This is a genomic window from Nakamurella aerolata (assembly GCF_013002705.1).
Classification (GTDB): domain Bacteria; phylum Actinomycetota; class Actinomycetes; order Mycobacteriales; family Nakamurellaceae; genus Nakamurella; species Nakamurella aerolata.
In genome coordinates this window covers 649,471-664,194 of sequence record NZ_JABEND010000001.1, presented here as the reverse complement: position 1 = coordinate 664,194, position 14,724 = coordinate 649,471, and the positions used below count along the sequence as shown (strand labels likewise).

Annotated in this window: 15 protein-coding genes and 1 riboswitch; of the genes, 7 read left to right on the top strand and 8 right to left on the bottom strand. The window is 68.4% G+C overall.

Features of this window, described 5'->3' with window-relative positions:
• Positions 1-13: 13 nt before the first annotated feature.
• On the bottom strand, positions 14-565 hold the full coding sequence (locus HKD39_RS02870) for a TetR/AcrR family transcriptional regulator (protein ID WP_171198276.1): 552 nt from the start codon (positions 563-565) through the stop codon (positions 14-16).
• A gap of 7 nt (positions 566-572) precedes the next feature.
• The gene (locus HKD39_RS02865; protein WP_171198275.1) at positions 573-1,250 is read right to left on the bottom strand and encodes a DUF3043 domain-containing protein; all 678 of its coding nucleotides are present in this window, start codon (positions 1,248-1,250) and stop codon (positions 573-575) included.
• A 201-nt stretch (positions 1,251-1,451) separates the two neighbouring features.
• Between HKD39_RS02865 and HKD39_RS02860 the strand changes: the two genes are divergently transcribed.
• Both HKD39_RS02860 and HKD39_RS02855 read left to right on the top strand, forming a co-directional pair.
• Positions 1,452-1,811, top strand: coding sequence for a HesB/IscA family protein (locus HKD39_RS02860; protein WP_171198274.1), 360 nt, complete (start codon positions 1,452-1,454; stop codon positions 1,809-1,811).
• A gap of 82 nt (positions 1,812-1,893) precedes the next feature.
• Complete coding sequence (locus HKD39_RS02855; RefSeq protein ID WP_171198273.1) at positions 1,894-2,910, top strand: PfkB family carbohydrate kinase; 1,017 nt, start codon at positions 1,894-1,896, stop codon at positions 2,908-2,910.
• Between the two features lie 3 nt (positions 2,911-2,913).
• On the opposite strand, the gene asnB is transcribed toward HKD39_RS02855, so the two are convergent.
• The gene (gene asnB / locus HKD39_RS02850) at positions 2,914-4,884 is read right to left on the bottom strand and encodes an asparagine synthase (glutamine-hydrolyzing) (protein WP_425488406.1); all 1,971 of its coding nucleotides are present in this window, start codon (positions 4,882-4,884) and stop codon (positions 2,914-2,916) included.
• A 155-nt stretch (positions 4,885-5,039) separates the two neighbouring features.
• On the opposite strand from asnB, the gene ctaC reads away from it, so the two are divergent.
• The 3 genes from ctaC (at position 5,040) to HKD39_RS02835 (ending at position 7,002) form a co-directional block, all read left to right on the top strand.
• Positions 5,040-6,122: an aa3-type cytochrome oxidase subunit II gene (gene ctaC, locus HKD39_RS02845; protein ID WP_343074540.1), complete on the top strand. Its 1,083-nt coding sequence runs from the start codon at positions 5,040-5,042 to the stop codon at positions 6,120-6,122.
• A gap of 76 nt (positions 6,123-6,198) precedes the next feature.
• Positions 6,199-6,600: an aa3-type cytochrome oxidase subunit IV gene (gene ctaF / locus HKD39_RS02840; protein WP_171198436.1), complete on the top strand. Its 402-nt coding sequence runs from the start codon at positions 6,199-6,201 to the stop codon at positions 6,598-6,600.
• 3 nt (positions 6,601-6,603) lie between these two features.
• Positions 6,604-7,002 carry a VOC family protein gene (locus HKD39_RS02835; protein ID WP_212753800.1) on the top strand — a complete coding sequence of 133 codons (399 nt, stop codon included), beginning with the start codon at positions 6,604-6,606 and terminating at the stop codon, positions 7,000-7,002.
• A gap of 7 nt (positions 7,003-7,009) precedes the next feature.
• Here the strand turns inward: HKD39_RS02835 and HKD39_RS02830 are convergent, their stop codons facing one another.
• Complete coding sequence (locus HKD39_RS02830; protein ID WP_171198271.1) at positions 7,010-8,239, bottom strand: MFS transporter; 1,230 nt, start codon at positions 8,237-8,239, stop codon at positions 7,010-7,012.
• Between the two features lie 94 nt (positions 8,240-8,333).
• On the opposite strand from HKD39_RS02830, the gene HKD39_RS02825 reads away from it, so the two are divergent.
• Together HKD39_RS02825 and pnuC are read left to right on the top strand one after the other, a co-directional pair.
• Complete coding sequence (locus tag HKD39_RS02825) at positions 8,334-9,212, top strand: LysR substrate-binding domain-containing protein (RefSeq protein ID WP_171198270.1); 879 nt, start codon at positions 8,334-8,336, stop codon at positions 9,210-9,212.
• A gap of 23 nt (positions 9,213-9,235) precedes the next feature.
• Positions 9,236-9,379, top strand: a riboswitch (FMN riboswitch).
• Positions 9,380-9,477: 98 nt separating this feature from the next.
• Positions 9,478-10,251: a nicotinamide riboside transporter PnuC gene (pnuC, locus tag HKD39_RS02820; RefSeq protein WP_171198269.1), complete on the top strand. Its 774-nt coding sequence runs from the start codon at positions 9,478-9,480 to the stop codon at positions 10,249-10,251.
• On the opposite strand, the gene HKD39_RS02815 is transcribed toward pnuC, so the two are convergent.
• The 4 genes from HKD39_RS02815 to qcrC form a co-directional block, all read right to left on the bottom strand.
• Positions 10,211-11,014, bottom strand: a complete 804-nt coding sequence (locus tag HKD39_RS02815) for a hypothetical protein (protein ID WP_171198268.1) — start codon at positions 11,012-11,014, stop codon at positions 10,211-10,213. The genes pnuC and HKD39_RS02815 overlap by 41 nt on opposite strands.
• 129 nt (positions 11,015-11,143) lie before the next feature.
• A complete protein-coding gene (gene qcrB / locus HKD39_RS02810; protein ID WP_171198267.1) occupies positions 11,144-12,775 on the bottom strand; it encodes a cytochrome bc1 complex cytochrome b subunit in 1,632 nt (543 codons plus the stop codon).
• Positions 12,775-13,884, bottom strand: coding sequence for a cytochrome bc1 complex Rieske iron-sulfur subunit (qcrA, locus tag HKD39_RS02805; RefSeq protein WP_171198266.1), 1,110 nt, complete (start codon positions 13,882-13,884; stop codon positions 12,775-12,777). The genes qcrB and qcrA overlap by 1 nt, the downstream gene beginning before the upstream one ends.
• Entirely contained in the window at positions 13,881-14,720 is an 840-nt protein-coding gene (qcrC, locus tag HKD39_RS02800; RefSeq protein WP_171198265.1) for a cytochrome bc1 complex diheme cytochrome c subunit, read from the bottom strand. Before qcrC ends, qcrA begins: the two co-directional genes overlap by 4 nt.
• Between the last annotated feature and the right edge of the window lie 4 nt (positions 14,721-14,724).

Below are 14,724 nucleotides of genomic sequence, written 5' to 3'. Positions count from 1 at the left end.
TCTGAGAGTTCAGTCAGTGCACCGCGAGTGCCCGCAGCGCAAGCGCGGTGAGCTGCTCGGCCAATTCGGCGTCCGGCAGCGGTGAAGCGAACGTGCCGACCGAGTTGAGCAGCCCGAAGGTGGCGTGCACGGCGGTGCGCACCCGCTCGGCCTCCCACTCCGGATGCACCGCGCTGGTCAAGCTGCGCCAGCGGTGCACCACCCGGCGTTGCCGTGCCTGCAGGGCGTCCCGGTACTCCGGTGGCAGGTGGTGCACCTCCCGGACGAACACCGCCATCTGCCCGCGGAAGGCGGTGACGCCGGCGGCATAGCTGCGGACCGCAGCAGCGAGCTGCTGCGGTGGGTCACCGGCAGCGTCGTCCACCGCGGTGACGGCGTCGATGATCCGGTCGACCACCGCGACCAGCACCGCAGCCTTCGACGGGAAGTGCCGGTAGATGGCCGGTCCGGTGACCCCGGCCGCGGCGCCGATGTCGTCCATGCCGACGGCAGCGAAACCGTTGGCGGCGAACAACTCTCCAGCCACCAGCACGATCTCGTCGCGGCGGCTGAGTCCGCTGCGCAAGGTCAGCTCAGCTGCCGTCGCGCGAGACTCGTGGCTTGGGCACCCGCCACCGCCGCGGCATCACCGCGCGGTTGAAGGCGTAGAAGCCCAGCGCCCGGCCGGAGGTGCGGTTGGTGGTGCCGTCGCCGTTGGGGAACTCGGCTTTCACGTCGCGGCCGAGTTTGCGGCCGAGAATCGCCCCGTCGACCACCGCCGCCAGGATCGCCACCAGCAGGATCATCGGGCCGTACGTGGTGACGTAAGGGTTGGGGATCAGCAGCACGACGAACGACAGGATCGCCAGCGGCATCAACAGCCCGGCCAGGTTCCGCCTGGTGTCGACCACGTCGCGCACCCAGGCCCTGATCTCGCCCTTGTCGCGCGCCATCAGGTAGTCGTTGTCGCCGCGCATCATCCGCTCCCGGCGTTCCCGGGTCAGCGCCTTGCGCTCGTCCTTGGTGAGCGACTTGGTGGCCTCCTTGGAGCGCTTCACCGCTTCCCGCTGCGTCATCGGCGGGGGAGCGACCGGCCCGCGCCGTGCGCCCTCCGCCTCCCTGCGCTTCGGCGTCGGGCGTCCCTTCGGGGCACTCTGCCCGGGGCGCCGCGGCGCCGCGCTATCGGCGGCGGCCTCGGCCGAGCCGTCAGCAGAACCGTCGGCCGGGCCGTCAGCGGCGGGTTTGGTGGCGCTTCGACGCAGGAAACTCACGGATCCAGGGTAGTCGAGGCCGTTCCCGGCCGGATCCGGGAATAAACCGGTGGACCCGGCGCTGAACCTGTTGACGGTCAAGCTGTCGAGCACCGGCACCGGCGGCGAACCGTGGCATCATCGAAGTAGCGCAAGATCAAACCAAGATCAAAGACAGTTCAGATACAGAACGTGCAAATTTGCTAGTGCGGAGGATTCCCCATGACGTCACCTGACACCGCCACCGAGCAGCGCGCCCACGGTGTGACGCTCACCGATCCGGCCGCCGAGAAGGCCAAGGCCCTGCTCGACCGCGACGGCACCCCCAAAATGGTGCTGCGCATCGCGGTGCAGCCGGGCGGCTGCTCCGGGCTGCGCTACGAGCTGTTCTTCGACGACCGCACCCTCGACGGCGACGCCGTTGTCGAGTTCGGCGGCGTCAAGCTGTCGGTGGACAAGATGAGCAAGCCCTACCTCGACGGTGCCACCATCGACTTCGTCGACAGCATCGAGAAGCAGGGTTTCACCATCGAGAACCCGAACGCCCAGAACTCCTGCGCCTGCGGCGACAGCTTCCACTGATCTAAGCCGGTAAGGTCGCTGCGTCGCGGTTCGTGCTCAGCCGCCGCGACCGTCCCTTACCGACCAGCAGCGGGAGTAGTACGTGCCGAACATCGTCACCGGGTCCATCGCCACCGACCATTTGATGCACTTCCCCGGCAAGTTCACCGACTCGCTGCTGCCGGACCAGCTGGAGCGCATCTCGTTGTCGTTCCTGGTGGATGACCTTGTGGTGCTGCGCGGCGGGGTGGCCGGCAACATCGCCTTCGGCATGGGCCAGTTGGGCGCCGCGCCGGTGCTGCTGGACGCCGTCGGCGCGGATTTCGACGCCTACCAGTCGTGGCTCTGCGACCACGGCGTGAACTGCGATTACGTCGCCCGCCACGACGACGTGCAGACCGCCCGTTTCGTCGGGATCACCGACGATGCGATGAACCAGATCGGCTCGTTCTACGCCGGCGCCATGTCAAGGGCCCGTGACATCGAACTGCGCCCTGTGGTCGACGCGGTGGGCGGTCCGGACGCGATCGGCCTTGTGATGATCTCCGCCGGCGACCCCGACGCGATGGTCCGGCACGCCAAGGAGTGCCGCGAGCGCGGTTACCCGTTCGGCGCCGACCCGTCGCAGCAGCTCGCCCGCATCAGCGACGAACAGGCCCGTGAGCTGATCAACGGCGCCGAGTACCTGTTCACCAACGACTACGAGCTCGGGCTGCTGAAGAACAAGACCGGGCTGTCCGACGAGGAGATCCTGCAGCAGGTGCGCTACCGGGTCACCACCCACGGCGCCAAGGGTGTCGAGATCGCCACCGCGCAGGACGATTCCCAGGTGCCGGGCGGGCTGCTGTCGGTGTCCGTCGTGCCCGAGCACGGCAAGGTCGACCCGACCGGCGTCGGCGACGCCTTCCGTTCCGGTTTCCTCTCGGGACGGGAGAAGGGGCTCAGCATCGAACGCTCGGCCCAGCTCGGCTCGCTGCTGGCCACCCTTGTTCTCGAGACCAAGGGCACCCAGGAGTACCAGCTGGTGCCGGCCACCGCCGTCGAGCGGCTCACTGATGCCTACGGCGCCGATGCCGCCGCCGAGATCGCCGCTGCCGTCGGCTGGACGCAGGCCGGCTGACCGCTAGAGCCGCACCGGGTAGATCGGGTGCGGCACTTCGGGTTTCACGCTTCCGGTGACGAAGATCTCGTGCCACAGCATGAACACCAGCACCGTCCAGATCTGCCGTGAATAATCGGCCGTGCCGGCCTTGTGCGCGTCCAGCAGGGCCAGCACCGCGGCCGGATCGATGTACTGCTCGGTCTGCGCCGAGGTGATGATGCCCCTGGCCCACTCGTAGGAGTTGCCGGCCAGGAAGTGCCGGATCGGCACCGGGAAGCCGAGTTTGCGGCGATTGAGGACGTGCGGCGGGACGACCAGCTCCATGGCCTTGCGCAGCGCCAGCTTGGTGGTCTTCGGGGTCACCTTTTCCGATTCGGGGATGTGCCGGGCGACCTCGAACACCTCCTTGTCAAGGAACGGCACCCGCAGCTCGAGCGCGTTGGCCATGGTCATCTTGTCGGCCTTGACCAGGATGTCGCCGCGCAGCCAGGTGAACAGGTCGACGTGCTGCATCCGCGACACCGGGTCGACCCCGGTGGACTGGGCGTACACCTGGTCGGTGACGTCGGCGAACGAGACGTCGGGGGAGTAGCTGCGCAGCAATCCGGACAGCTGCTCCTCCCGGAAGATCCTGGCGTTGCCGTAGTACCGCTGCTCCAGATCCAGTGAGCCGCGGCGCAGCAGGTCTTTGCCGCGGAAGCCTTGCGGCAGAACGCGTCCCACCGCGGCCAGCCCCTTGCGCAGCCCGCCGGGCAGCCCGGTGATGCGGCGCAGCGACGACGGCTCCCGGTAGATGTTGTAGCCACCGAACAACTCGTCCGCGCCCTCGCCGGACAGCACCACCTTGACGTGCTTGCGGGCCTCTTTCGCCACGAAGTACAGCGGCACCAAAGCTGGGTCGGCCACCGGGTCGTCCAGGTACCAGACGATCAGCGGCAGCGTGCTGGTGAGGTCTTCCTCGCTGACCAGCCGGACGATGTGCTCCACCCCGATCGCCGCGGCCGACTCGGCCGCCACGTCGACCTCGGAGTAGCCCTGCCGCTCGAACCCGGTGGTGAAGGTCAGCAGGTTCGGGTTGTACCGCTTGGCCAGCGCCGCGATCGCGGTGGAGTCGATCCCGCCGGACAGGAACGACCCGACGGTGACGTCGGCCCGCATGTGCTTGCCGACCGAATCGTCCATCACGTCGGCGATCTGTTGGTACAGCGCGCGTTTGCTGGCCTCCGACGTCACCGGGCGGGGGGCGAAGATCGGATGGAAGTAGCGCTGGGTGGTCATGGTGCCGTCGGCGGCGACGGTGAACGAGGTGCCCGACTCGACCCGGCGCAGCTGCGCGTCCATCGACTCGGGTTCCGGCACGTACTGCAGCACCAGGTAGTGCTGCAGCGCGGTCTTGTCGACAACGGCGGGGGCGGTGCCGTCGGCCGAGCTGACGGCGGGGTCAGGGTGCGGCAGCAGCGCCCGCAGGCTCTTGGCCTCCGACGCGAACCCGATGCCGTCGGCCAGCTCGGCGGTGTACAGCGGTTTGATGCCGAACGGGTCGCGGGCGCCGAACAACACCTGCTCGCGGGTGTCCCAGATGAGGAAGGCGAACATGCCGCGCAGCCGCGACACCCAGCTCGGCCCGTAGTAGTGGTAGCCGGCGACGATCGACTCGCCGTCACCTTCGGTGCGGAACTCGGCGCCGAACTCCTCCGTCAGGCCGGCGCGCAACTCGAGATAGTTGTAGATCTCGCCGTTGAACACCATCGCGTAGCGCTCAGGGTCATCCGGCGGACCCCAGCGCAGCGGCTGCTGGGAATGCTCGATGTCGATGGTCGCCAGCCGGTTGAAGCCGAACACCACCCTGTCGTCGTGCCAGGTGCCCGGCTCGTCCGGCCCGCGGTGCCGGCACAGCGGCATCCCGGCGGCCACCTCGGCGACCCGATCCACCGGCCCGTCACCGATCCGTCCGTCGGGGGTGGTCAATACGAAACCCATCAGTCCACACACGCGCCCCAGTATTGCTGACGCCACGCAGCTCCCCGGTGCCGCCGCTGGTGTGCCGGTGCAGTAATCTCAGAGCGCGCCAGCAAGCGTCCGGCCCGGCTCAACCCGCTGGATCGACGCGCTGGCAAGCGATGTGATGATTCACGGAAGGCGGTCTGGTGGCACGGTCCAGCACTCTGCGACGCGTCGGCCTCGCCGGCGGTCTGGTCGTCGCCGCGACCATGCTCAGCGGCTGTTCGATGGCCGACCTGCCGCGCTTCGGCTGGCCGGAAGGGGTCACCCCCGAAGGCCGGCACATGCAGTACTTCTGGTCAGGGGCGTTCATCGCCTCGCTGGTGGTCGGCATCATCGTCTGGGCGGCCATGTTCTGGGCGTTCATCGCCTACCGCAAGCGCAAGAACTCGCCGCCGTACCCCAAGCAGACCAAAGAGAACCTGCCGTTCGAGCTGGTCTGCACGGCGATCCCGTTCGTGCTGATCGCGGTGCTGTTCTACTTCACCGTCACGGTCGAGAACCGGGTGCTGGCCAAAGACCCGAACCCCGACGTCACCATCGACGTGACCGCGTTCAAGTGGAACTGGGACTTCGGCTACGCCGGCACCACGGTGCCGGGCGCGGCCCAGCAGGAGCAGCCGGCCGCTTCCGGTGCCGCCGAGGGAGCTGAGGATGCCGAGGGCGCTGCGGGGGCTGAAGGTGCTGCGGGCGAACCGCGGGAGAACGTTCGGGGTCCGCTGGACGACACCAGCTGGTACAACCCGGCCCAGGTGCACACCATCGGCACCAGTGAAGACATCCCGGTGCTGGTGCTGCCGGTGAACAAGACCATCCAGTTCAACCTGCGCAGCCGCGACGTCGTGCACTCCTTCTGGGTGCCCGACTTCCTGTTCAAGCGGGACGTTTTCCCGGATCCGGAAGCCAACCAGTCGGACAACACCTTCCAGGTGACCATCGACCGGCAGGGGGCCTTCGTGGGCCGCTGCGCCGAGCTCTGCGGCACCTACCACTCCGCGATGAACTTCGAGGTGCGCGGTGTGCCGCAGAACGTGTACGACGCCTACCTGCGGTTGCGCAGCACGGTGAACCCGGCCACCAACACGCCGTACAACTCGGCGGAGGCGCTGTCCGAGGTCGGCAAGCAGATCCCGGCCTGTGGCCAGCTGTGCGCCCCGCGGGCCACCACCACCTACCCGTTCGACACCAACCGGCAGGCCAAGGTCGCCTCAGAGCCCGGGGGTAACTGAGATGTCTCATCCCACCGGCACCGACCGCCGCAGCGACGAGCACGGCACCGGCAACGGCAAGTCCGAGGCCCGTGGCATGCACGTCGAGGTCGTGATGTTCCTCGGCCTCACCGCGTTCTTCTGGCTGGCGGCGATCATCTACGGCATCTTCGCCAGGGGTGAGGTGGTCGGCCTTGTCGCGCTGATCCTCACCGGCGGGCTGACGCTGATCATCGGCTCGTTCATCGCGTTCGCCGGACGCCGGTTGGACGGCCCGCGGCCGGAGGACCGCGACGCCGAGATCTCCGAGGGCGCCGGCGAGCTCGGCTTCTTCTCGCCGGGCTCGTACTGGCCGGTGACGGTGGCCGCGGCTGCAGCGCTGACCGCCATCGCGGTCGCCTTCTGGCTGGTCTGGCTGGTGATCATCGGGACAGGGCTGCTGCTGATGAGCGTCTGCGGCATGCTCTTCGAGTACCACCGCAGGCCCGCGGGGCACTGACCGTTGGCTGGCATCGCCGGGCGCGGCCGCGACGCCAGCTGGAGCGCGGTGCTGGACAGCGACGACCCGAAGACCCTCGCCAGGTTCTACGCCGGCCTGCTGGGCTGGGAACTGCCCGAGAAACTCGACGACACCTGGATCAGCCTGCGGCCACCGCAGGGACAGACCGGCTACCTCTCGTTCCAGCTGGAGGAGAACTACCGGCCGCCGGTCTGGCCCGCCGAGAACCCCGACGATGTGCCGATGCAGTTCCATCTTGACATCGCGGTGGACGACGTCGCCGCCGCGGTCGCCGACGCCACCGCGCTTGGCGCCCGGCTCGCCGACTTCCAACCCCAGGACGACGTGCGGGTGATGCTCGACCCCGCCGGGCACCCGTTCTGCCTGTGGGTCAACGAGTAACCCGGATTCAGTTCGTGGTGTGCCGCAGCATCTGCGCGGTGCCGGCCAGCACGCACACCTCGACGACGCCGGCAAAGACCACCAGCACCGTCACCGGCGGCACCCAGCTGAGCGCGACACCGGCGGCGATCACCGGCACCGTGATGCCGGCGTAGGCGGCCAGAAACATCCCGGCGATGGTCTCACCGCGACGCCCAGGGTCGGCCATCCGTCCGGCGGCGGCGATGGCCGAGGTGAACACCAGGCCCACGCCGGCCCCGGCGACAACGGCCGACACCACGAACACCGCGAAGCTCGCCGTCAGCCCACCGAGGGCCACCAGCACCAGCCCGGCCGTCATCAGCGCCATGCCCCAACGGATCTTGGGTCGCGGCGCCATCCTGGCGAACAGCACCTGGCTGGCCGCGCAGGACGCCATCAGCGCGAACACCGTCACCCCGATGGCGAATCGGGAATCGATGTGCATCACGCCGCCGAGCAGCGTGGCGGTGAGCGCGGTGAAGAAGCCCATCACGCTGAAGGCAGCGGCGGCGGCCAGCGCGGCCGCGACGAACTCGCCGCGATGGTGCGGCGCAACGGCCACCCGCTGCGGACGGTACCGCCGCTTGCTGCGTTCCACCGTCTCCGGCACCACCAGCACCACCAGAACAACCGCCAGCAGCAGCACCCCGAAAACAGCGAACGGCAGGGTGAGCGGGCTGGGCAGCCACTGGGTGAGCACCCCGCCGACCAGCGGCCCGAGCGACAGCCCACCCATGTTCACCACCGTCGCGACCGTCGCGGCGAACCGCGGCGGCTCGCCAGGGGCGGCGGTTGACCGCAACTCGGTGAGCTGCGCGGTGGCGGTCGAGGTGAGCGCACCGATGCCGACCCCGCAGATGAACCTGGCGACCAGCAGCGCAGCGGTGTCCTTGCTGAACAGGAAGATCGCCGTCGCCACCAGCTGCAACAGCACCGACGCGACGATCACCCGCCGCCGGCCCAGGTAGTCGGACAGGTGCCCGGCGAGATACAACCCAGCCATCACGCCGAAGCCGTAGGCGGCGAAGATCAGCGTGATCATGAAGGTGGGGAAGTGGTCGCGCTCCTGGTACAGCCGGTACATCGGGGTTGGCAGGGTGGTGAAGGCCATCACCACCGCGAAAGACCCGGCCAGCAGCCAGAACCCGGTGCCGTGCCCGGCCGCCTTGAGCGGCCCGCGAACCCGGTGCGGGCGCGCGGCAAGATCAGCGGTCATGGCACCATCCTGGCCCGGCCTGGGGAACGTGTCCAACGAACAATTCTGGACGTATTGATCGATAGCGCCGAATAATTCGTGACAGCATGAACCGGTGGAGACCAACCACCTGCTCAGCTTCGTCGCGGTGGCGGAGGAGCTCAGCTTCACCAGGGCGGCGCAGCGGCTGCACATGGTGCAGTCCACGGTGTCCGCCGCGATCAAGACCGTCGAACGCGAGGTCGGCCGGTCGCTGTTCGTCCGGAGCACCCGCAGCGTCGAGCTGACCGCCGCCGGGCGCGAGTTGCTTCCGGTGGCCCGCCGCCTCCTCGCCGACGTCGACGAGCTGCGCAGTCTGGGCAACGACCCGGGGGTGCCACTACGCGACCGGCTCCGGATCGGGTTGTTGACCAATCTGGAAAGACTGGAGCTGCCAAGCCTTCTCGGTGCTTTCCGGCGTCAACACCCGCAGGTGGAACTGTGGCTGCAGACGCTGCCGCGTGGCTCGACCGATGTGGTCGCCGGCGTCCGGGCCGGACGCTTGGACCTCGGCTTCTCCGGGGGTCTGCCGGCCGCCGCCATGCGCGGGCTGCGCAAACATCGCCTCATCGAAGAACCGTTCACGGTGCTGTTGCCGCCGGAGCACCGGCTCGCCGACCGGGCCAGCGTGCCGATCACCGAATTGGTCGACGAGCCGTTCGTCGAGCTGCCGCGGGGTTTCGGCACCAGGGTGCTGCTCGACGGCTGGCTGCGCCGGCGCGGGCTCCGGCGGCACGTCGCGGTCGAGGTGCCCGATCTCGCGACGGTGCCGGACTTTGTCGCCGCCGGGCTCGGCGTCGCTGTGGTCCCGATGCTGGTATCGCCGGGGCGCGCCGATGTGGTCGCCGTGCCGGCCACCCCGAAGCTGCGCTGGGAGCTGTTCGTGGTGACGGCTGCCGGACGTGGGCAACCCGTCAGGGACGCGCTGGTGGATGAGTTGCTGCGGCGGGTGTAGCTTCTGTTCTGTACAGCAAGTACATCGTGCTCCGGGGTCGGTGAAAATCCGAGCCGGCGGTGAAAGCCCGCGACCCGCCACGATCGTCCGGCGACCGGGCGAGCGCGGCGGTTGATCTGGTGAAAATCCAGAGCCGACGGTGAAAGTCCGGATGGGAGGCGCACGAGGCGACGACGGTGGAACCCGATTGTGCCGCTGCGGCAACGGGTCCGGCGTGTCGCTGCGCACCCCGGGTCACGTGGCATCGTGACCGGGAGACAAGCAAGTGCAGATTTTCACGTGGCTCGACTCGACGTTCCACCTGTTCGGGTTGCGCATCAAATGGTCCGACTTCTTCGGCAACATCTTCGCGCTGGCCACCGTGGTGCTGGCGCTGCGCCGCAAGATCTCGGCGTGGCCGGTGCAGATTCTCGGCTCGGTACTGCTGCTGTTGGCCAGCATCTCCGTCCACCTCGGCGGTAACGCCGCACGGCAGGTGCTGATCATCCTGGCCGCGTGCTTGGGCTGGGCGCGCTGGAATCAGAACAAGCACCAACAGGGCACCATCACGGTGCGCTGGGCCGGCTGGCCGCAGCGGATTGCGCTGCTGGCCGCGATGGTGGTCGGCACCGGCGCCGTCGGGGCATTGCTGAAGGCCACCAACGCCTCGTTCTACCCGGGCGCGCCGTGGTGGATGGTGCTCTGCGACGCCTGGATCTTCGTCGGCACCGTGATCGCCATGTACGCCCAGGCCCGCCGCTACGTCGAGTTCTGGTTCGTGTGGATCGGAGTGGACATCGTCGGGGTGCCGCTGGCCTGGCACTCCGGCCTGTACTTCTCCGGCATCGTCTACGCCATCTTCTTCGTGATGGTGCTGATCGGCATCCGCGACTGGAGCCGGCGCAGCGCCCAAACCGTCTCGTCACCGATGGAGGCCGCCTGCGAGTTCGGGCCGGAGGATTCCGTTGACGATGGCGCGGGCGACACGCCGGGGGACCGGGTCAGCGAGCCCTCCGCCATCACTTCACCTGGTACACCTCGGAAGCGGCGGGTGCCTTGATCTCGACCGGCTGGTTGAACTTCGAGAAGCGTCGCTCGGAGTCGCCGAGGGTGCCGCCGCGTGCGCGGACCAGCCGCCACTGGTCGTCCACCCAGAACTCGGTCGGCTGCTTCACGAAGCCGTCCTGATAGCTGAGCCGGTACCCGCGGACCGTAGCGCCGTCCAGCTGCCTCGGTGCGAGTTCATCGACGGCGGTGGTGATGTTCGCGAGGTCGGTCAGGTCGGTGCTGAACTCGGAGAGCGGGTCGGTCTCCTTCGATGCGACCAGGGTGGCGAGCGCCGACAGCACGGCGCTGGAAGAGTCCGTGGTGGCGCGGAACCAGACACCTTGCGGCGCACCGAGTTCAAGCTCGGCCGCCTTCGACCGCGCATACACCTGGCCGTCGACGACGATCTCTTCGTCGGGACGCTCGTCGCTCCGGCTTCCCGCCCTGCTCGGTGCGGCCGCTCCCGGGGCCGGCGTGCGCTCGGTCAGCTTGTGGTACTCGTAGCCACCCTCGACGCGCCTGATCATGGATGTTTCGGTGTCGACCGCGCCCGGATCCTTCGGTACTTCGACCACCTGGAACGTCGTCACAGCGTCGGACCCGCGACGCAGGCCCGCCAGCACCGCGTCGAGACGTTCGCCGGCGTCGCCGTCCGGCAGGCCGGCGCTGGGTGCCGAGCCGCCGGCGCCGCCGCTGCTGTCAGCGCCGCCATCGACCGTGGTGCTGCAACCGCCGAGCAACATCGCCGCTGCGGCGACGAGCGCCGTTAATCGCACCGATCTCATGATCCCCCCGGGTCAGCAGCCTCGTTCAGCTGATACGACCTTCGCCGCCGCCGGCGGGTTCCGCCCGAACCCAGGACGGGCGGGCAGCCGATTGGCTGCCCGCCCGTTCCCGTCGCAGTATCAGCGCCTGATGTCCGGCTCGCCGCCGGTGACGGGGGAGTCGCCGTCGTCGGGGTCGTCCGCCTCATGGTGCACCTCGCCGGAGGTGTCCTTGGCGGTGAGCACACCGACCACCGCCTCGCCGGCGTAGCCGAGCTGGTTCATCCGCTTCGGCACCGGAGCACCCTGGTAGTCCAGCGGCACCGGATGGCCGTGGCTGTCGACCGGGCCGAGCGGCTGGTGCACCTCGATGAACTCGCCGGACGGCAGCCGCTTGATGATGCCGGTCTCGATGCCGTGCTCCAGCACCGCCCGGTCGGAGTGTTGCAGACCGAGACAGATCCGGTAGGCAACGACGTAGGCGATCAGCGGGAACACGAAGGTGCCGATCCGGCCGATCCACGTCATTACGTTCAACGAGATGTCCAGCTTCAACGCGAAGATGTCGTTGGCGCCGTTGATCAGGTTGATGATGTAGAAGGTCAGGAATGCCACCCCGATGCCGGTGCGGACCGGGACGTCACGCGGGCGCTGCAGCAGGTTGTGCGTCGCCTTGTCCTTGGTGAACCGCCGCTCGATGAACGGATAGCTGATCACCAGGATCATCAGCAGCGTGGCACCCAGGATGGTCGGGAAGAACACCGCGGGAATCATGTAGTGCCCGAACAGGTTTCGCACTTCCCACGGCGGCCAAACACGCGCCATGCCGTCCAGGAAGCCCATGTAGAAGTCGGGCTGGATACCGGCAGAGACCTGTGAGGGGTTGTACGGGCCGAGGTTCCAGACCGGATTGATCTGGAAGATGCCACCCATCACCGCGATGATGCCGAAGACGACAGCGAAGAAGCCACCGCCCTTGGCGGCGAAGGTCGGCAGCACCCGCACGCCGACCACGTTCTTCTCGGTGGCCCTCGGCCCAGGGAACTGGGTGTGCTTCTGGAACCACACGAAGCCGACGTGCACCGCAATGAGCGCCAGCAGGATGGCCGGGATCAGCAGGATGTGCAGCGAGTAGAAGCGCGGGATGATCTCGGTGCCCGGATAGTCACCGCCGAAGATCGCCCAGTGCGTCCAGGTGCCGATCACCGGGATGGACAGGATGAACGCCGACACCGCCCGCAGGCCGGTGCCGGACAGCAGGTCGTCCGGCAGCGAGTAGCCCAGGAAGCCCTCGGCCATGCCGAGCACCAGCAGCAGCACACCGATCACCCAGTTGCCCTCGCGCGGCTTGCGGAAGGCGCCGGTGAAGAAGATGCGCATCATGTGCAGCATCATCGAAGCCATGAACAGCAGGGCCGCCCAGTGGTGGATCTGCCGGATCAGCAGCCCGCCGCGTACCTCGAACGAGATGTTCAGGGTGGAGGCGTAGGCCTCCGACATCGGCACCCCGCGCAGCACGTCGTACGAGCCGTGATAGACCGTCTCGCCCATCGACGGGTTGAAGAACAGCGTCAGGTACACCCCGGACAGCAACAACACGATGAACGAGTACAGCGCGGCCTCGCCCAGCATGAACGACCAGTGCGTCGGGAAGACCTTGTTCAGCGCGGTACGCAGCGGCCGGGCGCCGTGGTAGCGGATGTCCGCCTCGTCGAGCTGCTTGGCCAGCATGCCGCCGCCCGGTTGCGCGGTCGCCGTGGTCAGCCGGCTCATCAGGCTTCCTCCTTCGGCTCTGACTTCCACTGCGGCTGCTTGCCGTTCTCCCAGAATCCGGGGCCGACCGCTTCATGGAAATCGCTGACGGCGATGAAGAATCCCTCGTCGTCGACGGTGATCGGCAGCTGTGGCAACGGCCGGGTGGCCGGCCCGAACACCGGGCGGCAACCGTCGTAGACGTCGAACTGCGACTGGTGACACGGACACAGGATGCGGCCGGTCTGCTGCTCGTACAGCGACGTCGGGCAACCGACGTGGGTGCAGATCTTGGAGAAGGCGTAGTAGTCGCCGTACTGCCAGCCCTGCTGGCCGGCGCGCACCCTGACCACGTCATTGGGTCGCAGCCGGATCAGCATGACGGCCGAGTCGGACATCTTGGCGCCGCCGGGCAGCCCGGGGAACACCGTCATCATGCTGCCGGCGGCCATGTCGGACGGGCGCACCGGGGTGCCGTCGACCTGAGTGAGCCGCACCCGCTCGCCGTTGACCGGCGCCCAGCCGGTGACCCACAGGTCGCTCTTCGGACCCTTGGCCCATGGGTTCTTGATCAGGCCGCCGAGGATCGGCACAACAGCGGCCAGCCCGAGGCCGGCGCCGCCGAGGGCCAGCGTGCCCTTCAGCATGCCGCGTCGCTTCACCCCTGATTTGTCCAGGGTGTCCATCACCTCGGCGGCGAGGGTCTGCCGGTCCACCTCGGCGGACATGCCCTCGTGCCGCTGCTGCACGGCCACCTCGTGCGGTGCGATGCGCCGCGCGATGGCAATGATGCCGATGCCGAAGCACAGGATCGAAAGGCCGAGCGTCAGGCCGATCATCGGGGTATAGAGCGCATACATCAGCTGTTCGCCGGACGCCGCGGTGCGGTACGTCGCCGGCCACCAGATGAACACGACGACGAACGCGAGGCCGAACAGCGCGGCCAGCAGGAACCAGCGCGCCACCTTGCGTTCGGCCCGCTTGTCGGCGGGGGAGCCGGGGATGTAACGCTCGCCCCACTCCACCAGCTGAACGTCGTCGAGCTGGGTGCCGAGCCGGCCGAGCTGCTCACGGTTCATCGACCGCAGCTGCTCGTCGCTCGGCGCGGGAACCTGACCCTGCCCGCTCATGCCCGCGATCCCATCCAGAGCGTGACGCCGACGATCGCCACCATGCCGACCACGAAGGCGATCAGACCCTCGGGCGCCGGACCGAATCCGCCGAGCGGGAACCCGCCGGGGTCGATCTGCTCCTTGTTGACGGTCTGGACGAACGCGATGATCGCCTTCTTCTCGTCCGGGGTGAGCTGACCGTCGGAGAACTTGGGCATGTTCTCCGGGCCGGACTGCATCGCCGTGTAGATGTCCAGGTCGGTGGCCGCACCCAGCGGCGGGGCGAACTTGCCTTGGGACAGGGCTCCGCCCTGACCGGTGAAGTTGTGGCAGGACGCGCAGTTCAGCCGGAACAGCTCGCCGCCCTTGGCGAGGTCGTTCATGTTCCGCAGGTCCCCTGTCGGCGTCTCGGGGCCGCCGCCGTTGGCCTGGATGTAGGCCTCGAGCTGCTTGATCTGCTGCTCGGAGAAGACCGGCGCCTTGCGGGCCATCTGCGCGCCGTTCTCGGTGGCCGGCATGCGGCCGGTGGCCAGCTGGAAGTAGGCGGCGGCCGAGCCGACGCCGATCAGCGAGGGGCCGCGGTCCTGCACGCCCTGCAGATTCGCGCCGTGGCAGCTGATGCACGAGTTCTGGTACAGCGCCTTGCCGGCATCGATCTCGCTCTGGCTGGCGGCCTGGGCGGCCTGGGCCGGCGCGTTGCTGGGGGACAGTGCTGCGTACAGCAGGCCGACGGTGAACAGCGCCACCAGCAGCGCCAGTGCACCTGAGGTACGCCGAAACAGCTTGCTGCCCTTGCGCAACCGGGTACCGCGCTGCTTGCCGGCGCTCGGGCCGTCGCTCTCGGGTTGGCTCATGCCT